The sequence below is a fragment of the Kitasatospora sp. NPDC029312 genome, assembly GCF_055569215.1.
Map to the genome: position 1 here is coordinate 89,840 of NZ_JBVHXY010000023.1, position 17,024 is coordinate 106,863.

The 17,024-nt window shown below is 73.7% G+C and carries 19 protein-coding genes; 7 read left to right on the top strand and 12 right to left on the bottom strand.

Features of this window, described 5'->3' with window-relative positions; translation table 11 throughout:
- Positions 1-2: 2 nt before the first annotated feature.
- From ACZ4WV_RS20320 to ACZ4WV_RS20340, 5 genes are all read right to left on the bottom strand, one after another.
- Positions 3-1,031 (bottom strand): LacI family DNA-binding transcriptional regulator, encoded by a 1,029-nt coding sequence (locus tag ACZ4WV_RS20320; RefSeq protein ID WP_465748566.1) that lies wholly within the window; start codon positions 1,029-1,031, stop codon positions 3-5.
- Between the two features lie 139 nt (positions 1,032-1,170).
- Positions 1,171-1,947, bottom strand: a complete 777-nt coding sequence (locus ACZ4WV_RS20325) for a GNAT family N-acetyltransferase (protein WP_465748568.1) — start codon at positions 1,945-1,947, stop codon at positions 1,171-1,173.
- A 141-nt stretch (positions 1,948-2,088) separates the two neighbouring features.
- A complete protein-coding gene (locus tag ACZ4WV_RS20330) occupies positions 2,089-3,183 on the bottom strand; it encodes a WD40/YVTN/BNR-like repeat-containing protein (protein ID WP_465748570.1) in 1,095 nt (364 codons plus the stop codon).
- A gap of 111 nt (positions 3,184-3,294) precedes the next feature.
- Positions 3,295-4,740, bottom strand: a complete 1,446-nt coding sequence (locus ACZ4WV_RS20335; RefSeq protein ID WP_465748572.1) for a dihydrolipoyl dehydrogenase family protein — start codon at positions 4,738-4,740, stop codon at positions 3,295-3,297.
- A gap of 172 nt (positions 4,741-4,912) precedes the next feature.
- The gene (locus ACZ4WV_RS20340; protein ID WP_465748574.1) at positions 4,913-5,647 is read right to left on the bottom strand and encodes an alpha/beta fold hydrolase; all 735 of its coding nucleotides are present in this window, start codon (positions 5,645-5,647) and stop codon (positions 4,913-4,915) included.
- A 143-nt stretch (positions 5,648-5,790) separates the two neighbouring features.
- Between ACZ4WV_RS20340 and ACZ4WV_RS20345 the strand changes: the two genes are divergently transcribed.
- Positions 5,791-6,762 carry a helix-turn-helix transcriptional regulator gene (locus tag ACZ4WV_RS20345; protein ID WP_465748576.1) on the top strand — a complete coding sequence of 324 codons (972 nt, stop codon included), beginning with the start codon at positions 5,791-5,793 and terminating at the stop codon, positions 6,760-6,762.
- Between the two features lie 51 nt (positions 6,763-6,813).
- Here ACZ4WV_RS20345 and ACZ4WV_RS20350 read toward each other — a convergent pair whose 3' ends face one another.
- Complete coding sequence (locus tag ACZ4WV_RS20350) at positions 6,814-7,203, bottom strand: thioredoxin family protein (protein WP_465748578.1); 390 nt, start codon at positions 7,201-7,203, stop codon at positions 6,814-6,816.
- Positions 7,204-7,441: 238 nt separating this feature from the next.
- Between ACZ4WV_RS20350 and ACZ4WV_RS20355 the strand changes: the two genes are divergently transcribed.
- Genes ACZ4WV_RS20355 through ACZ4WV_RS20365 form a run of 3 tightly spaced genes read left to right on the top strand, consistent with a single transcriptional unit; the run spans position 7,442 to position 9,383 of the window.
- Positions 7,442-8,020 carry a hypothetical protein gene (locus tag ACZ4WV_RS20355; protein WP_465748580.1) on the top strand — a complete coding sequence of 193 codons (579 nt, stop codon included), beginning with the start codon at positions 7,442-7,444 and terminating at the stop codon, positions 8,018-8,020.
- A 17-nt stretch (positions 8,021-8,037) separates the two neighbouring features.
- A complete protein-coding gene (locus ACZ4WV_RS20360; RefSeq protein ID WP_465748582.1) occupies positions 8,038-8,643 on the top strand; it encodes a sigma-70 family RNA polymerase sigma factor in 606 nt (201 codons plus the stop codon).
- The gene (locus ACZ4WV_RS20365; protein ID WP_465748584.1) at positions 8,640-9,383 is read left to right on the top strand and encodes a zf-HC2 domain-containing protein; all 744 of its coding nucleotides are present in this window, start codon (positions 8,640-8,642) and stop codon (positions 9,381-9,383) included. The genes ACZ4WV_RS20360 and ACZ4WV_RS20365 overlap by 4 nt, the downstream gene beginning before the upstream one ends.
- Before the next feature lie 122 nt (positions 9,384-9,505).
- Here the strand turns inward: ACZ4WV_RS20365 and ACZ4WV_RS20370 are convergent, their stop codons facing one another.
- Together ACZ4WV_RS20370 and ACZ4WV_RS20375 are read right to left on the bottom strand one after the other, a co-directional pair.
- Positions 9,506-10,030 (bottom strand): DUF1990 family protein, encoded by a 525-nt coding sequence (locus tag ACZ4WV_RS20370; protein ID WP_465748586.1) that lies wholly within the window; start codon positions 10,028-10,030, stop codon positions 9,506-9,508.
- Entirely contained in the window at positions 10,027-10,866 is an 840-nt protein-coding gene (locus tag ACZ4WV_RS20375) for a YndJ family protein (RefSeq protein ID WP_465748588.1), read from the bottom strand. Before ACZ4WV_RS20375 ends, ACZ4WV_RS20370 begins: the two co-directional genes overlap by 4 nt.
- Positions 10,867-11,022: 156 nt before the next feature.
- On the opposite strand from ACZ4WV_RS20375, the gene ACZ4WV_RS20380 reads away from it, so the two are divergent.
- Entirely contained in the window at positions 11,023-11,292 is a 270-nt protein-coding gene (locus ACZ4WV_RS20380; RefSeq protein ID WP_465748590.1) for a DUF1876 domain-containing protein, read from the top strand.
- Positions 11,289-11,492 carry a hypothetical protein gene (locus ACZ4WV_RS20385; RefSeq protein WP_465748592.1) on the top strand — a complete coding sequence of 68 codons (204 nt, stop codon included), beginning with the start codon at positions 11,289-11,291 and terminating at the stop codon, positions 11,490-11,492. The genes ACZ4WV_RS20380 and ACZ4WV_RS20385 overlap by 4 nt, the downstream gene beginning before the upstream one ends.
- 48 nt (positions 11,493-11,540) lie before the next feature.
- Here the strand turns inward: ACZ4WV_RS20385 and ACZ4WV_RS20390 are convergent, their stop codons facing one another.
- From ACZ4WV_RS20390 to ACZ4WV_RS20405, 4 genes are all read right to left on the bottom strand, one after another.
- Positions 11,541-11,981 carry a PPOX class F420-dependent oxidoreductase gene (locus ACZ4WV_RS20390; protein WP_465748594.1) on the bottom strand — a complete coding sequence of 147 codons (441 nt, stop codon included), beginning with the start codon at positions 11,979-11,981 and terminating at the stop codon, positions 11,541-11,543.
- A gap of 27 nt (positions 11,982-12,008) precedes the next feature.
- Positions 12,009-13,619, bottom strand: a complete 1,611-nt coding sequence (gene qcrB / locus ACZ4WV_RS20395) for a cytochrome bc1 complex cytochrome b subunit (RefSeq protein ID WP_465748596.1) — start codon at positions 13,617-13,619, stop codon at positions 12,009-12,011.
- A gap of 194 nt (positions 13,620-13,813) precedes the next feature.
- Complete coding sequence (locus ACZ4WV_RS20400) at positions 13,814-15,343, bottom strand: MFS transporter (RefSeq protein WP_465748598.1); 1,530 nt, start codon at positions 15,341-15,343, stop codon at positions 13,814-13,816.
- A 184-nt stretch (positions 15,344-15,527) separates the two neighbouring features.
- Positions 15,528-16,208 (bottom strand): TetR/AcrR family transcriptional regulator, encoded by a 681-nt coding sequence (locus tag ACZ4WV_RS20405; protein ID WP_465748600.1) that lies wholly within the window; start codon positions 16,206-16,208, stop codon positions 15,528-15,530.
- 218 nt (positions 16,209-16,426) lie between these two features.
- On the opposite strand from ACZ4WV_RS20405, the gene ACZ4WV_RS20410 reads away from it, so the two are divergent.
- A complete protein-coding gene (locus ACZ4WV_RS20410; RefSeq protein WP_465748602.1) occupies positions 16,427-17,008 on the top strand; it encodes a Uma2 family endonuclease in 582 nt (193 codons plus the stop codon).
- The last annotated feature ends 16 nt before the right edge of the window (positions 17,009-17,024 follow it).

Genomic DNA, 17,024 nt, shown 5'->3' on the forward strand with positions numbered 1-17,024 from the left:
CCTCAGGTCGAGCGGCCCGGGGAGGGGCAGCCGCAGGAGCGCCGCACCACCAGCTCGGCCGGGAAGGTCCTGGCCCCGGCGGCGCGGCGCTCCGCCCCGCCGAGGACGAGGTCCACCGCGGCCCGGGCCATCGCGTCCTGCCCGGTGGTGACGGTGGTCAGCGCCGGCCCGGCGATCACCGCCTCGGCGATGTCGTCGAAGCCGGCCACCGCGAGGTCCTCCGGAACCCGCAGGCCGAGATCGTCGGCGGCCCGCAGCAGGCCGATCGCCTGGTCGTCCGTCGCGCAGAACACGGCGGACGGCCGGTCCGGCCGGGCCAGCAGGGCGAGCGCCTCGGCGTGCGCGCGGACCCGGTCGAAGGGAGCCGGGGTGAGCCGCCCCTCGGCCGACACCCCGGCGTCGGCCAGCGCCGCGGCCCAGCCGGCCGTCCGCCCGGTGACCGGGTCGAGCGGGCTGAGCGCCAGGGTGCCGCCGAAGCAGTGCACCTCGGCGTGGCCGTGGTCGAGCAGGTGGCGGACCACCTCGCGGGCGCCGCCCTCGTCGTCCGCCACCACGGCCACACCGCCGACGGTCTCCGTACGGTGGTGCAGCAGCACGACCGGGGTGCCGTCGGCCGAGTCGAAACCGGTCAGCCCGGGAGTGGCCGGGTCCTGAGTGACCAGGATCAGACCGTCCACCTGCATGCCGAGGAAGGCGCGGATGTAGTGCGCCTCGCGCTCGTCGGCGTAGTCGGAGTTGCCGATCAGCAGCAGCCGGCCGTGCTCGGTGGCGGCCTGCTCGACGGCGTGGGCGAGCCCGGCGAAGAAGGGCTGGCGGGCGTCCGGGACGACCATGCCGAGCAGGTCGGTCCGCCGCCGGGCCATCGCCTGGGCGACCCGGTTGGGGCGGTAGCCGAGTTCCTCGACCGCGGCGAGCACCCGGGCCCGGGTGGCCGGTGCCACCGGCCGGGGCCCGTCGTTGATCACATAACTCACGACCGCGGTCGACGTCCCCGCCGCCCGCGCCACATCGTCCCGTGTCACCCTCGCCATGACCGTTGAGCCTACACAGCCCCTCCGACCAGCGGATTTCCCGCGCCCCGGGGAAGCCTCCGATCGGCCGTGAGCGCGTGCGGCGCGGACCTGACGACGGTCGTGCTGCGCAGCGCCCGGGCGCACACCGGCCGACGCCCTACCCTTCGTCCGTGTCGCTCTCCGGCACGATCACGGTGAGCGAGGTCCGCTGGAGCACGAAGCCCATCGCCTCGTACACCCGGCGGGCCGGATTGCCCTCGGAGACGGCCAGGTGCACCTCGGCCAGCCCGCGGCCGGCGGCGTCCGCGATCGCCCGGCGCAGCAGGTCGGCGCCGAGGCCGGGGTAGCCGAGCCGGGGGTGGCGGAACACCTCGGCGACCCACGGCAGACCACCCCGGTCGGTGAGCACGGCCGCGGCGACAACCCGGTCCTCGGCGTCCACCGCGAGCGCGCTGGAGGGCAGCACGGGGCCGATGTCCGCTCCGGCGAGCAGCGGACCGATCCTCTCGGCGAGCGCCTGGGCGTCGTCCCCGGGGAAGCGGTCCACATGGCCGGGGTGGAAGGCGGCCCGCCAGGATTCCAGCAGCTCCTCGGGCCCGCGGTCGCAGGGCACCGCCCGCAGGCCCTCGCGCAGCGGCGCTCCGGCCCAGCCGGCGGGCGGGGGATCGGCCCGCAGGTCACGCCGGAAGGCGTGGGCGTGCCGCAGCGGCCGGGCGCCCCGCTCCAGCAGTCGCCGCCCGAGCTCGGGGCCGGCGGAGACCACCCACCCGGGCAGCTCGGCGCGGACGAACTCCGCCGCGCCCGCCGCGTCCAGCGAGTCGTCCAGGACCTCCAGCAGGTCGGCCCAGGGCCGTCCCGCCCGCTCGCCGGGCCGGTAGCGCACCACCGGTGTGCCCCCGCCGTTCCGCCTGACCACCCGGTCCGCTCCGGTCACGGCCCCACCCCACCTCACGAGACGTCCTTCGGCGGCTCATGCTCACCGGGCCGGAGCGTCCCGGCAACAGGTTTTCGACCGGCGGGTCCTCCGACCGCAGCGCCCGGCGACCCTGCGGCTGAGCGCCCAGCCGATCGGCGCTCAGCCCACCACCGCGGCGCGGACGCAGAGCACGTCCGGCAGGTGGGAGATCAGCAGCGACCAGCTCTCGCCCTCGTCCCGGCTGCCGTAGACCTCCCCGGTCCGGTTGCCGAAGTAGATCCCGGCCGGTTCGGCGTCGTCGGTGCGCAGGGCGTCGCGCAGCACGATGCCGTAGTGGTCCTCGCCGGGCAGCCCGTCGGCGAGCTGCTGCCAGCTGCTGCCGCCGTCGGTGGTGCGGAAGACCCGGCAGCGGCGGCCGGGCGGGATCCGGTCGTCGGCGCCGCCGAGCGGGAAGAGGTAGGCGGTGTCGGCGCGGCGCGGGTGGGCGGCGACGGCGAAGCCGAACTCGGCGGGCAGTCCGTCGGTGATGGAGCGCCAGCTGCCGCCCCAGTCGTCGCTGCGGTAGACGCCGCCGTGGTTCTGCAGGTAGAGCCGGTCCTGATGGACCGGGTCCGGGGCGATCTTGTGGACGCACTGGCCGAACTCGGGGTACTGGCCGTCCGGGGGCAGGAACTCGGCGCGCAGGCCGGTGTTGGACGGCTCCCAGCTGTCGCCGCCGTCCTTGCTGCGGTAGACGCCGCCGCTGGAGACGGCGACCAGCAGCCGCTGGGGGTCACGGGGGTCGGTCACGATGGTGTGCAGGCCCTGGCCGCCGTAGCCGGCGCCCCATGCCGCCCGCTGGGGGTGCTCCCAGAGCGACCGGACCAGGGCGAAGGTCTCACCGCCGTCGGTGGAGCGGAACAGCGCGGCCGGCTCGGTGCCGGCGTACACCACCCCGGGGGCCTCCGGCCCGGCGGGCTGGAGCTGCCAGACCCGGGTGAGCGAGGCGCCGGTGGACTCGGGGAAGCGGATCGCCGGCCGCGGCGGCTCATACCAGCCGGTGCCGAGGTCGTCGGAGCGCCAGACGGAGGGCCCCCAGTGGCTGCTGTCGGCGCCGACCAGAAGTCTGGTCCGGCCCCCGCGGCGGTCGATCGAGACGGAGTAGATCGCGTTCATCGGGAAGTGCGGCCCGCTGAACTCCCAGTCCAGCCGGTCGCGGCTGCGGCCGAGAAAGAGGCCCTTCTCGGTTCCGACGGCCAACAGCACCTCGGTCATGCCTCACACCACCTGGTCACGAGCACGGCCCCCCGGGACGCCCCCCGACTGCCAGTGTCCCGCCGTCCGCCGGAGGTCACATCTCGCCGCGCCGCTCACCCGGGTGGCGGATCACCCCCGGCAGCCCTCCAGCAGCCGCAGCCACACCTCGCTGATCGTCGGGTACGCGGGGACGGCGTGCCAGAGCCGGTCGATCGGCACCTCGCCGACCACCGCGACGGTGGCCGAGTGGAGCAGTTCGGCGACGGCGGGCCCGACCAGGCAGGCGCCGACGATCACTTCGCGGTCCAGGTCGTAGACGACCCGGGCGCGGCCGCGGTAGCCGTCGGCGTACAGCGAGGCGCCGGCGACGGCCCCGAGGTCGTGGTCGACGGACTTGACCCGCAGCCCGAGCCGTTCGGCCGCCTCCAGGGTCAGGCCGACGGCCGCGACCTCCGGTTGCGTGAACACGACCTGCGGCGCGCCCGCCAGGTCGGCCGACGCAGAGTGCGCGCCCCAGCGCGAGGTGTCCAGCGGGCGCCCCTGGGCGCGGGCCACGATCGCCGCGCCCGTGATCCGGGCCTGGTACTTGCCCTGGTGGGTGAGGAGCGCCCGGTGGTTGACGTCCCCGGCGGCGTAGAGCCACTCGCCGTCCACCCCGAGCACCGTGCAGCTGTCGTCCACGTCCAGCCAGTCGCCCGGCCGCAGCCCGACCTGCTCCAGCCCGACGTCGGCGGTGCGCGGGGCCCGTCCGGTCGCGTACAGCACCTCGTCGACGGTCAGCCGCCCGCCGTCGGCGAGCGTCAGCACGACGGGCCCGGCGGCCCCGCTGCGCTCCAGCGCGGCGACCTCGGTGCCGAAGCGGAGGTCCACCCCCGCCTCCCGCAGGCCGTCGGCGACCAGCTCGCCCGCGAAGGGCTCCGTCCGCGGGAGCAGCGCGTCGCCGCGCACCAGGAGGACGACCTCGGCGCCGAGCGCCCGCCAGGCGGTGGCCATCTCCACCCCGACCACCCCGCCGCCGACCACCGCGAGCCGCCCGGGGACGGTCGACGAGCCGGTCGCCTCCCGGTTGGTCCACGGGTGCGCCTCGGCCAGCCCGGGCACCCCGGAGGGGAGCACCGGCCGGCTGCCGGTGCACACGGCGACGGCGTGCCGGGCGGTGAGCACCCGCTCGCTGCCGTCCTCCGCCTCCACGGCGACGGTCCGCACCCCCGCCAGCCGGCCGTGGCCGCGGACCAGCTCGATGCCGGTGTCCCGCAGCCACTGCACCTGGCCGTCGTCCTTCCAGTTCGAGGTGAAGGAGTCCCGCCGGGCCAGCACCGCGGCGGCGTCCAGCCGCCCGCCGCCGACCGCCTCGCGGGCACCGCCCACCGACCGGGCGTCACTCAGCGCGGCGGCCGGGCGCAGCAGCGCCTTGCTCGGCATGCAGGCCCAGTACGAGCACTCGCCACCGACCAGCTCGGCTTCCACGATCACCGTGCGCAGCCCGGCCGCGGCGGTCCGGTCGGCCACGTTCTCGCCGGTCGGGCCGGCGCCCACCACGATGACGTCGTACTCCTCGGCGGTGCTGCTGGTCATGTGTCCCGTCCTCCATCGTCTCGCGATCGTCGCGCGTCGTTTCACCGGCCACCCGGGCACGGGCAGGCTATGCGGCCGTCCGTGCCCCCTACCCGGCACCCCTACCCGGGCGTGGCGTGGGGCCATCCTGCGACGCGGCGGCGTGTTCGCGCGGGCGAACACGCGGACGGGATCAGATTGCCGCCAGCTCCGCCAGCAGCGCCGCCGTGTCGGCCGGGCGGGAGAACATCGGCCAGTGGCCGGTGGGCAGTTCGCGCAGCTCCCAGTTCGGCCCGTCCATGCCGGCGAACCACGGGTGGCCGGCCGCGATCATCGCCCGCACCCGCTCGAGCGGGAAGGAGCAGGTGACCAGCGCCTGCGGCAGCGCGGCCCCGGCGCCGGTCAGCCGCAGCGCGTCCCGGTACGCGCCGACCGGGTGCGGGGTCAACCGGGCGCCGATCCGGGCCAACGCGGCCTCGTCCAGGCCCTCCGGGCTGGAGCCGTGGGCGGCCATGAACTCCCAGGACGGCATCGGGAGGCGGCCGTCGACCACCGCGGCGTCGGCGACCTCCCGGAAGTCGGGCTGCCACAGGTCGTAGACCGAGGCGCCGTCGGCCAGCGGGCCGCTGTCCAGGTAGACCACCCGCCGGATCCGCTCCGGCATCCGGTCCGCGACGCCGCCCACCGGGGCACAGGCACCGCTGTGGGCGACCAGCAGGACCTCCCAGAGGTCCTCGCGCACCAGCAGGTCGGCCAGGTCGGCGATGTGGTCCTCCAGCCCCAAGTCGCCCTTCTCACCGGCCCGTTCGGCCAGGCCGGGCAGAGTCACCGGGAAGACCTGGTGCCCGGCCGCGCGCAACGGCCCGGCCACGCCGTCCCAGGCCCAGGCGCCGAGCCAGAACCCGGGAACCAGTACGAACGTGCTCATGATGGATCGCTCCTTCGTCGGTGGGACCGCCGTCACCGCCGACTCTAGGATCGAATCCGGACGGATCCGACCCGGATATCGCGGGATGTCGCGGGATGCCGCGGGAGGCGGACCCGAAGTCCCGGGAGAAAGGAGCGCCTCCGGTGGAACACCCGGTCAGCCGCGTGCTCGCCCTGTTGGAACTGCTCCAGGACCGCCCCGGTCTGACCGGCGCCGAACTGGCCGCCCGACTCGACGTGGACGAGCGCACCGTCCGCCGCTACGTCTCGCGCCTGGCCGAACTCGGCATCCCGGTCCGCTCCGAGCGCGGTCGCCACGGCGGCTACCGCCTGCTCCCCGGCTACCGGCTCCCGCCCCTGATGCTCAGCCCCGACGAGGCCGCCTCGGTGGTCCTCGGCCTGCTGGCCGGCCGCAGTTCTGGCCTGTCGGTGGGCGAGCGGGCCGCCGAGACGGCGCTCGCCAAGATCCAGCGGGTGCTGCCCCCGCCGCTGCGCGAGCGGATCACGGCCGTCGAACAGACCCTCGGCCTGACCGCCGCGCCGACCGCGGGTCCGAGCCCGGCCGCCGCCGCGCTGTTCGCGCTGGCCGAGGCGGCCCGCCGCCGACGCCGGGTGCGGCTGGCCTACCGGGACCGCGAGGACAGGCCCAGCGAGCGCGAGTTCGACCCGTACGGCCTGGTCTTCCACTCCGGCCGCTGGTACACCACCGGGCTCGACCACCGCAGCGGCGAGCCGCGGACCTTCCGGCTGGACCGGATCGAGCGCGTCGAGCAGGGCGGCACCGGCTTCGAACCGCCCGAGGACGTCGACCCGGTGCAGCGGGTGGTGGAGTCACTGGCCGGAGTGCCCTGGCGGTACCGGGTGGAGGTCGAGCTGGGCACCACGCTCGCCGAGGCCCGCCGCCGGCTGCCGCCCGTCGTCGGCACGCTCACCGAGCTCGCCGAGGACCGGGTGCTGCTGCGGGCCCGGGCCCAGAGCCTGGAGGGCGCCGCGATCATGCTGGCCGGCACCGGTTGGCCGTTCACCGTCCGCGAGCCCGCCGAGCTGCGGGCGGAGGTGCGGACGCTCGCGGCCCGGCTCGCCGCCTGGGGCGCGGAGAGCGGACCGCCGGCATGACGGGGCCCGGGGAACGGCGGACGCTCCCCGGGCCCTCGCAGGCGGTGGGCGTCAGACCTGGCCGTCGGCCGCCTGCTCCTCCGCCACCTTGCGCTTCACCTCGGCCATGTCCAGGTTGCGGGCCTGGCCGATCAGGTCCTCGAACACCGCCTCGGGCAGCGCGCCGGGCTGCGAGAAGACGAGCACGCCCTCGCGGATGATCGCCAGCGTCGGGATCGACTGGATGTCGAACGCGGCGGCCAGCTCCTGCTGCGCCTCGGTGTCCACCTTGGCGAACACCAGGTCGGGGTGGCGCTCGGCGGCCTTCTCGTACACCGGGGCGAACTGGCGGCAGGGCCCGCACCAGGAGGCCCAGAAGTCGATGAAGACGAAGTCCTTGCCCTCCGGACCGGGGACGATGTCGTCGAAGTTCTCCTTGGTCAGCTCGACCATGTTGCTCATCTCGCGAATCCTTCCCTTCCAAGCCGGCGGTACGGACCATCTGCCGCCCACAACGGTGATCCACGACGGGGTATTCCGGGGCTTCTGGGTCGGTGAGCCCTGATGGGCGTCGACGAGCCCTGCCGAGCCCGGACGAGCGCTGATGAGCACTGATGCGCATTGACGGGCGTTGAGCACCCGGCCACCACCGACCGTACAGAAGGGTGTCCAGTCCGTGCACCGATCCGGGAGGCATCCCATGCGCAGCACACCCCGCACCCGCCGGGCCGCCGTGCTGGCCGCCTCCGGCCTCGCCGTGGCCGCGCTGGTCGCCGGCTGCGGGTCATCAGGGTCCGGCACGTCGAGCAAGCCCAGCACGCCGAGCACGTCCGCCGGCTCGGGCGCACCGGCGGCCGCGACGCTGCAGAGCACTCACGACCCCACGCTCGGCACGATCGTCACCGACGGCGCCGGCTTCACGCTCTACCGCTTCGACCAGGACGCGAGCAACCCCTCGGAGTCCCACTGCAACGGTGGCTGCGCCACCGTCTGGCCGCCCGAGCACGCCGCCGGCAACGTCGCAGTGAAGGGCATCGACAGCAAGCTGGTCGGCACCGTGACCCGCTCCGACGGCAGCAAGCAGATCACCCTCAACGGCTGGCCGGTCTACCGCTACTCGCCCGACACCAAGCCCGGCGACACCAAAGGCCAGGGCGTGGGCGGCACCTGGTTCGCGGTGACCCCCACCGGCGGCAAGGCGATGGCCGGCGGCAGCGGGACGCCCGGCTCCCCGGCGCCGGCCAAGCCCACCCCGGCGCCCAGCGCACCGGGCTACTGACCGAGGGCCGCTGACCGATGCCGACCACCGCCCTCGACCGGGAGGCCCGGGTGCGCAACGATGAAGTGGTGACCGAGGAGCGCCCCGCCGGCGGCCCCGCCGCCCACGGCACCGGCGCCGCGGACGAGGAGCTGATGCGGGCCCTGTACCGCGAGCACGCCGGACCGCTCTTCGGCTTTGTGCTCCACCTGGTCGCGGGGGACCGCCAGCGCGCCGAGGACATCGTCCAGGAGACGCTGGTGCGCGCCTGGCGCAACATCCACCGGCTCGACCCGCAGGTCGGCTCGCTGCGGCCGTGGCTGGTCACCGTCGCGCGCCGGATCGTCATCGACGACCACCGCAGCGCCCGTGCCCGACCGCGCGAGGTGGACGTGGCGGCGCTGGAGCAGCTGCCCGCCGAGGACGAGATCGACCGGGCGCTGCGGATGATGAGCGTCGCCGACGCGCTCGGCGCCCTCTCACCCGCACACCGCGAGATCATCGTCGAGACCTACCTGAAGGGCCGCACCGCCAACGAGGCGGCCGCCGAACTCGGCATCCCGGCCGGCACCGTACGGTCCCGGGTGTACTACGCACTGCGCTCGCTCAGGCTCGCGCTGGAGGAACGGGGAGTGACATCGTGACCAAGCCCCCCGACGCCGGCCCCGGCGTGCCCGACGGCGCCGAGCACGTCCACATCGGCGCGTACGTCCTCGGCCTGCTGCAGCCCGCCGAGCGAGCAACCTTCGAACGGCATCTGGCCGACTGCCCGCAGTGCGCCGAGCAGCTGGAGGAACTCGGCGTCCTGGAGCCGATGTTGGCCGAGTACGCCGAGTCGGTCAGGGCCGCCGGCCTGGACCCGTCCGAGCCCGCCCCGCGCCCGGACGGGCGGCTCCTGGACCGGCTGGTCGCCGAGGTCACGACCGTCCGGCGGCGCGGCCGGGTGCGCCGGCTGGTGCTCACCCTGGCCGCCACCGCGATGGTCGCGGCCGGCCCGGCCGTGACCGCGGCGGTGCTCACCGCCGACACCGTGCCCGCGGTGGTCGCCGTCGCCGAGCAGTTCAGTGCCACCGACCCGAGCACCGGCGCCAAGGCCACCGTCGGCCTGGACGGAAAGACCTGGGGCAGCCAGATCAGTCTGCAACTGTCCGGCGTCCAGGGCCCGTTGACTTGCAACCTGGTCGCGGTCTCGCACACCGGCGAGCACCAGACGGTGACCACCTGGAGCGTCCCGGCGGCCGGCTATGGGCGCGACCCGGACGACCAGGCCGCGGTGCACACCACCGGCGGCGCGGCCCTCCAGCCGGGCGACATCGACCACTTCGAGGTCCGGGTCCAGAACACCGGCGCCCTGCTGGTCACCGTCCCCGCCCACAAGGCCTGACGCACAAGGCCTGACGCACAAGGCCTGGCGCACAAGGCCTGGCGCACAAGGCCTGGCGCACAAGGCCTGGCGCGCGGGCTCGGCGTTCCGGAACCGGCCTGGCGGCGTTCCGGCCGGCCGTTTCACGCCGCGTCCGCCGCGATCGCGGCCAGCACCCGCCCGCAGCGCCGGGCGAAGGCGTGCTGGAGGAGCGGGAACAGCGGCCCGGCCAGCCGGGCCCACCAGGCGACCGGTCGGCTGAACGCCGTGACGCTGAACCAGACCTCCCCGTCCGGCGCGAGCTCGACCAGGAAGGTCTCCTCGCCCCGGCCCAGGTGGCCGTGCCTGGTCCCGTACGTGAACCCGTACCGGTCCGGGCCGGTGACGGCGGCCAGCACCCGGTTCGGCGCGCTCGCCCGCAGCGGCCCGACGCCGATCCCGCAGCGCACGGCGACGCCCGCGGCCGCCTCCTCGGCCTCCGCCTCGATCCGCACGCCGGCCAGCCGGTGCATCCGCCAGCCGAGCAGCGCGGCCCCGGCGACCTCCAGCGCCGCGCGACCGTGGCCGATCCGGGCCCGGTGCCGCAGGTGGCGGTATCCGGAGGGCAGTTCGCCGGTTCGGCTGGCGCCCCGCTCGGGGTAGCTGTAGTCGTCGCCGTGGTCGTTCATCGGTGGTCCTCCGGGAGGGCGGTGATCCGGCGCCAGGCGAGGAGCGCGCAGAGGGCGAAGCCGAGCGCGTTGCCGAGGCCGTGGGTGGCGGCCATCCAGGCCAGGGTGGGGTGGGGGAGTCCGGCGGCGCGGCCCAGGGCCCACCACAGGGCGAGCAGCATGGTGAGCGCCAGGACGGCCGAGGACGCGGCCAGCAGCCGGGCGGTGGCCGCGTTCCCGCCGCGCGGGCGGAGTTCGCGCCAGCTGACCAGGCCGACCAGCCACATCCCGGTGGTCAGCACGACCGCTCCGGCGAACTGCCACCAGTTGCCGAGGAAGTACCCGGCCAGGACCAGCAGGGTGCCCGCCGGCACGCTCAGCGCCGCGCAGCGGGCCGCCCGGGAGGCCGGGGCGGCCCGGCAGACCAGCCCGGCGACGAGCGCGGCGGTGAACCCGGCGTAGTGGAAGTGCGGGACGGTCAGCGCCAGGATGTGCGGCTCGAAGCCGAAGAGCGGGTAGCCGGAGCGTTCGGCGACCAGGGCGACCCCGGCCACGGAGGGCGCGGTGAGCGCGGTGAGCACCGCGATCTCGGCGGGGGCGAGCGAGCGGGTGCGGGCCAGTCGCAGCGGCGCGTGCAGGGCCACGGCCAGGGTTCCGAGCGCGTAGAGGACGGCCGGGCCGGTGGCGGCTCCGCGCGGCAGCCAGAGCGAAAGTGCCCCGGGGACGGCGGCGAGCGGCCAGAGGCGGCGGATCCGGGCGAGTCCGGGTTCGTCGATCAGCGCGAGGCCGAGCGGCAGGACGGCTCCCATGCCGAGCAGGACCACCAGGTCCACCAGTTCGGTCGTGCCCTTGCCCATGGCGGGCACCCCCCTCTTGAACGCGTTCAAATGAAGCTCGCGGCTGACTCTACGCTGCCGAGTTGAACGCGTTCAACCTCGCCTCCGCCCCGGCTGCCCTGGTGAACACGCCGGGCGCGGCGCACTCTGGAGGAGTACCGATGGAGGTGATCCGCCATGCAGACTCTGGTCGGTTGGCACATCGACATGGAGTTCCGGGAGGACGGCGCCCGTACGACCGCCGCCGCCCTGCTCCGGCTCGGCGACGGGACCGAACTGCGGGCCCACGGTTACAGCAGCCGCCACCCCTCCGACCCGGAACAGCTGAGGGTCGGCGAGGAGATCGCGGGTGCCCGTGCGCTCAACGACCTCGCCTCGCAACTGCTCACCAAGGCCCACGGCGAGATCCAGGAGGTCAGCCCGGTCCCGACCCACCCGCTGACGTGACCGCCCCGCGCCCGGACGGCGACCACGCCGACCGCAGGTCCCAGCGTCCGCGCATCCCGCTGATCTGCCCGCGCTGCGGGCACGAGCAGCGGGTCGTCCCGGGCGGCCCGAAGCGGGCGGTCAAGGTCGTGCACGCGGGGACGGGCCGGGAGGCCTGCGAACCGGAGGACCTGGCCAAGGCCCCGGACGACGGGATCTGAGCTCGGCCGGACACAGGGCCCCGGCGGTCTGGGGCCGAGCTCCGGCCGTCAGTTGGCGCAGTACGTCGTCGGCGGCCGCCACTCCGGCCCGACCAGCCGCTGCTCCAGCTCGTTCAGCGTGATCCGGATCCCGACCGTCCCCTCCAGCCCGACCCGGAACCGGCTGCGGGCCAGCGTGATCAGCGCCGTCAGGCCGTACTTGTTGATCAGCGAGGTGCGGTAGCGCGCCGTCGCCTCGGGATCGCAGAGCCGGGCCCGGGCCGGGAGCCGGCGACCGGTCGGGCGCCCGTGGGCGTCGCACGGGCTGATCAGCACCCGGGGGTGGCGCCGGATCCGCTCGGCCTCGCGGGAGTGGGCGGGGGCCCAGACGCCGAGCGCGGCGCCGTCGGACACGACCCAGAGCTGTGAGTCGATCCGGCTTCCGTCATCGCCGAAGGTCGTCAGCAGGAGGTACTTGCTGTCGGCGAGCTGGTCGGTTCGATCGTGCACGGTGTCCTCCCTCGGCGTGGGGGCGGGTCAGTGCTCGTGACCCTCGGTGATCGCGCGGTACTCCTCGGCGGTGGGCTTGGGGATCCGCGCGTGCTCGCCGTGGAGCCCGCGGGACAGCCTCGTCCGGGTGCGGGTGAGCGCGCCCGCCGGGTGGGCCACTCCATTCTCGTCCCGCGCGGGCGGCAGTTCGAGGGGGCGGGGCTGCTCGTGTGCCGTGAGCCGGTGCAGTTCGGCGGGCGTGAGCCGGGCGTGCACCTCGGTGAACTCCCCGTGCGGCAGCCGCTTGACGATGCCGGTCTCCCGGCCGTGCAGCACCTTGTCGCGGTCCCGCCGCTGCAGCCCGAGGCACCACCGCTTGGTGACCACGAACACGGCGACCGGCACGACGAAGAACCCGGCCCGCACGGCGTAGGTGATCGCGTTGAGCGACAGGTGCAGATGAGTGGCGATCAGGTCGTTGCCCCCGCCCGCGAGCATCACCAGGTAGATGCTGATCCAGGCCGCGCCGAGGGCGGTGCGCACCGGCGCGTTGCGCGGCCGGTCGAGCAGGTGGTGCTCCCGTCCGTCGTCCGTCACCCAGGCCTCGACGAACGGGTAGGCCGCGATCGCGCCGAGGACCAGCGGGAACATCGCGAACGGGATCAGTATCCCGAGGTTGAGGGTGTGCCCCCACAGCCCGACCTCCCAGCCCGGCATGACGCGGATCAGGCCCTCGGCGAAGCCCATGTACCAGTCGGGCTGGGCGTCGGTGGACACCTGGTCGGGCCGGTACGGGCCGTAGGCCCAGATCGGGTTGATCGTGGCGATCGCCGCCATCAGTGCGACGGCCCCGAACACCAGGAAGAAGAAGCCACCGGCCTTGGCCAGGTAGACCGGCATCAGCGGCATGCCGACGACGTTCTTCTCGGTCTTGCCCGGGCCCGCCCACTGGGTGTGCTTGTGGTAGAAGACCAGGATCAGGTGCGCCACCAGCAGGCCGAGCATGATGCCCGGGATCAGCAGCACGTGGATGGTGAAGAACCGCGGCACGATGTCGTGGCCGGGGAACTCGCCCCCGAACAGGAACATCTGGAGGTAGGTGCCGACCAGCGGGACCGCGAGGATCGCGCCTTCCATGAAGCGGATACCGGTACCCGACAGCAGGTCGTCCGGCAGCGAGTAGCCGAAGAAGCCGTCGAACATGCCCAGGACCAGCAGCAGGAAGCCGAAGACCCAGTTGATCTCACGCGGCTTGCGGAACGCGCCGGTGAAGAACACGCGCATCATGTGGACGAGCATCGCGGCCACGAAGACCAGGGCGGCCCAGTGGTGGATCTGACGGATCAGCAGACCGCCGCGCACCTCGAAGCTGATGTCCACCGTGGAGGCGTAGGCCTCCGACATCCCGATGCCCTTGAGCGGCACGTACGAGCCGCTGTAGACCACCTCGCCCATGCTCGGCTTGAAGAACAGAGTCAGCCAGACGCCGGTCAGGATGATGATCATGAAGGTGTAGAGGCAGATCTCACCCAGCATGAAGGACCAGTGGTCCGGAAAAACCTTCCGCAGGTTCGCCCTGGCCAGGGTGTAGATCCCCAGCCGGCCGTCCGCCCAGTCGGCGGCCCGCCGCCCCCGCCCTGATTCCTGATTCCGGGTCATGTGTATGCACCTCAGTCCGAAGGAAGCGGGGAGTTGTCCCCGATTCGCACTGAGGCCACCATAATCGGGGAGTGATCCCCGTTTCTACTGGGGGTGGCTCCGGACGTGCGAGCGGCCCGCCCGGTGTCGTGGAGGACACCGGACGGGCCGCGTACGCACCCGAGTCGCCCGGGACGGGCGGTACCCCGAGAGGGTCAGTGCACCAGCACCGGCACCTCGTCGCTCTTCGCCGCGCCCGCACCGGAGCCCGCACCCACGCCGGGCCGGCCGGCGTTGATGAAGGTGAAGGCGACCGCGCCGGCCGCCACCAGGATCCCGAAGGACACCCAGATCGCGGTCGAGAAGCCGTGCACCATGCCCTGGAACTGCAGGGCCTTGGCGGCTGCCGGCGAACCGGCCGCGGCGGCGGTGGCGTGCGAGGCGAGCCAGCTGGTGGTGGCGCTGGCCGCGATGGTGTTCAGCAGCGCGGTGCCGATCGCGCCGCCGACCTGCTGTGAGGTGTTGACCATGGCGGAGGCCACGCCCGCGTCGCGCGGCTGGACGCCGTGCGTGGCGAGGCTCATGGCCGGCATGAAGGCGGTGCCCATGCCGAGGCCCATCAGGACCAGACCGGGCAGGATCAGCGCCGGGTAGGAAGTGTCCAGGCCGATGTGGGTCAGCAGGAACATGCCGACCGAGGCGGTCAGGAAGCCGGGCGCCATCAGGTAGCGCGCCGGGACGCGGGTCATCAGCCGGGCGCCGATCTGGGTCGAGCCGGTGATCATGCCCGCCACCATCGGCAGGAAGGCCACGCCGGTGAGCACCGGGCTGTAGCCCAGCACGATCTGCAGGTAGTAGGTCAGGAAGAGGAACAGGCCGAACATGCCGATCACGGCCATGCCCAGCGACATGTACACCCCACCGCGGTTGCGGTCGAGCACCACGCGCAGCGGCAGCAGCGGGGCCTTGACCTTGCGCTCCACCAGCACGAAGGCGGACAGCAGCACGGCGGCCGCGGCGAACAGACCCAGCGTGCTGCCGGCCGTCCAGCCGTGCGACTCGGCGCGGGTGAAGCCGTAGACCAGCGAGACCAGGCCGGTGGTCACCAGCAGCACGCCGGGCATGTCGAGCCGGTTGCGGTTGCGGCCCTCCGCGGGCTCGCGGATCACCATGACGGCGCCGGCGGCGGCCACGATGGCGAACGGGATGTTGACGAAGAAGGTCCAGCGCCAGTTCATGTACTCGGTCAGCAGGCCGCCGAGGATCAGACCGATGGCGCCACCGCCACCGGCGATCGCACCGTAGATGCCGAAGGCCTTGGCGCGCTCCTTGGCCTCGGTGAAGGTCACCGCGAGCAGCGAGAGGGCGGCGGGCGCCAGCAGCGCGCCGAACACGCCCTGGAGGGCACGGGCCCCGAGAAGCATCGCGGTGTTGGCCGCGGCGCCGCCGAGCGCGGAGGCGAGGGCGAAGCCGGTCAGGCCGACCACGAAGGTCCGCTTGCGGCCCCAGAGGTCCGCGATCCGGCCGCCGAACAGCAGCAGGCCGCCGAAGGCCAGCGCGTAGGCGGTGATCACCCACTGGCGGTTGCCGTCGGTTATGCCCAGGTCCTTCTGGGCGGAGGGCAGGGCGATGTTCACGATGGTGGCGTCGAGGACGACCATCAGCTGGGCGAGGCCGATGAAGATCAGCGCCTTCCAGCGCCGGGGATCGGGCAGCGTCGCCGGGCGGGCGTCGGTTTGAGACATGGGGGTACTCACTTCACGGTGCGTGGCGTGCGAGAACGGTCGACGGGCCGTACGGGAACGGCTCGTCGCCGTACGGATCGGGTACGGCTGCGGGCGCGCCGGGGCGTCCGCGGGCGGCGCCGGTCAGCGGCGCGGCGGCAGGGTGCCGGTGGGTCGGATCAGTGGGGTCGGTCCGGGTGGAAGGTCAGGCCTGGGGTCGGAAGTCCTCGAAGGTCGCGGGGCGGCCCGGCAGGACGGAACGGGCCGGTGCCCGCAGACCGTCCAGGAAGAGCTGCAGGTGCCGGTGGACGAATTCGTCGAGCAGCCCGCAGGAGGCGCCCGGCAGCGGCCGGGTCAGCTGGCTCATCGCGATGAACAGGTCCCCGTGGTCCACGTCGGACCGCAGTTCGCCCGCGGCCCGGGCGCGCTCCATCAGACCGCTCACGGCGGTCCGCAGGCGTTCCCGGATCTCGGTCAGTTCAGGGTCGTAGGGGTCGATGGTGCTGGTGAAGACGGCGCAGAGCCCGCCGACCTTCTCCGCGACGGTCGCGTGCGCGAACCGTTGCAGAGCGTCGAACGGACCGCCGCCCACGCCCGCGTCCGCCTCGGCCGTCGCCGTCTCGGCGAGGGCCAGGATGCGGTTCTTGACGAGCAGCGCCACCTCGCGGATCAGCGCCACCCGGTCCGGGAAGTTCCGGTACAGCGTGGCATTGCCGACCCCCGCCCGCTTCGCGATCTCGTCCAGCGGCACATCGGCGCCGTGCTCGACGAAGGCGTCCCGGGCCGCCAGCACGATCCGCTCCCGGTTCCGGCTCGCGTCCGCGCGCAACTTCGGCGCACGCACACTCCCCGTGGTTCGGGCCGACTCGGCGGCGACGGTGGTCATGGCGACTGCTCCTCCAGAATACCGGGGAAATTCTCCCCGCTTCGGCCAACGTACTCGGAAACGGGGAATCTGTCCCCGCTATTTCCGGGCATCATGTGACCTGCGTCACATCAGGGTGTCGGCGCGGGTGGTCGACTATCGTCGGAGCCAGGCAACCCGTAACCACTCGCCGGCCGGCTCGTTCCCCCGGAGGGTGCTCAGGCGAAGGGGGAAGGCCCGTGACTGCGATCTCCGACCGCCCGCAGATGCTGCCCGAGGAGTTCGAGGAACTCGCTCGTCACCTGGCCGCAACCGCCGAGGGCATCCGTCCGGAGTTCATCAACGGGAAGCTGGGGGTCAAGCCCGTGCCGGACGGCGATCACGGTCGCATCATCCAGTGGCTCCTGAGGATCTGCATCCAGGCCCGGCCTGAGCTGTACCTCCACGATCAAGGACTGAAGGTGCAGGGCTATCGAGGCGGGTTCGCTCGCCCGGACGGCACACTGGCCGACGCGGACGCCTTCGTGGGGCAGGGTGACTGGGCTTCGAGCGAACAGGTGCTCATGGTCGCGGAGGTCACGTCGTTCGACTCCGACACCGACCGGCGCGACCGCGTGGAGAAGCCCCGTGCCTATGCCGAGACCGGCATCCCCGTCTACCTGCTGATCGACCGGGACTCCGCCGAGGTGGTCGTGCACAGCCGGCCCGACGGCGTCCGCTACGAGACCGTCCAGACGCTCCCCTTCGGCAGGACGGTCCACCTCCCCGACCCGGTCGGCATCTCCCTGGACACCGAGCCGCTCAAGAACCGGGTCCGCTGACCCCGCCCCGTTTCAC

Bases quoted from the DNA above. Each gene is read 5' to 3' on its own strand.
- ACZ4WV_RS20375 (WP_465748588.1), bottom strand. From the start codon at position 10,866: ATGGGCAAGGGCACGACCGAACTGGTGGACCTGGTGGTCCTGCTCGGC.
- ACZ4WV_RS20405 (WP_465748600.1), bottom strand. From the start codon at position 16,208: ATGACCACCGTCGCCGCCGAGTCGGCCCGAACCACGGGGAGTGTGCGT.
- ACZ4WV_RS20340 (WP_465748574.1), bottom strand. From the start codon at position 5,647: ATGAGCACGTTCGTACTGGTTCCCGGGTTCTGGCTCGGCGCCTGGGCC.
- ACZ4WV_RS20335 (WP_465748572.1), bottom strand. From the start codon at position 4,740: ATGACCAGCAGCACCGCCGAGGAGTACGACGTCATCGTGGTGGGCGCC.
- ACZ4WV_RS20380 (WP_465748590.1), top strand. From the start codon at position 11,023: ATGCAGACTCTGGTCGGTTGGCACATCGACATGGAGTTCCGGGAGGAC.
- ACZ4WV_RS20330 (WP_465748570.1), bottom strand. From the start codon at position 3,183: ATGACCGAGGTGCTGTTGGCCGTCGGAACCGAGAAGGGCCTCTTTCTC.
- qcrB (WP_465748596.1), bottom strand. From the start codon at position 13,619: ATGACCCGGAATCAGGAATCAGGGCGGGGGCGGCGGGCCGCCGACTGG.
- ACZ4WV_RS20400 (WP_465748598.1), bottom strand. From the start codon at position 15,343: ATGTCTCAAACCGACGCCCGCCCGGCGACGCTGCCCGATCCCCGGCGC.
- ACZ4WV_RS20360 (WP_465748582.1), top strand. From the start codon at position 8,038: ATGCCGACCACCGCCCTCGACCGGGAGGCCCGGGTGCGCAACGATGAA.
- ACZ4WV_RS20355 (WP_465748580.1), top strand. From the start codon at position 7,442: ATGCGCAGCACACCCCGCACCCGCCGGGCCGCCGTGCTGGCCGCCTCC.
- ACZ4WV_RS20370 (WP_465748586.1), bottom strand. From the start codon at position 10,030: ATGAACGACCACGGCGACGACTACAGCTACCCCGAGCGGGGCGCCAGC.
- ACZ4WV_RS20350 (WP_465748578.1), bottom strand. From the start codon at position 7,203: ATGAGCAACATGGTCGAGCTGACCAAGGAGAACTTCGACGACATCGTC.
- ACZ4WV_RS20320 (WP_465748566.1), bottom strand. From the start codon at position 1,031: ATGGCGAGGGTGACACGGGACGATGTGGCGCGGGCGGCGGGGACGTCG.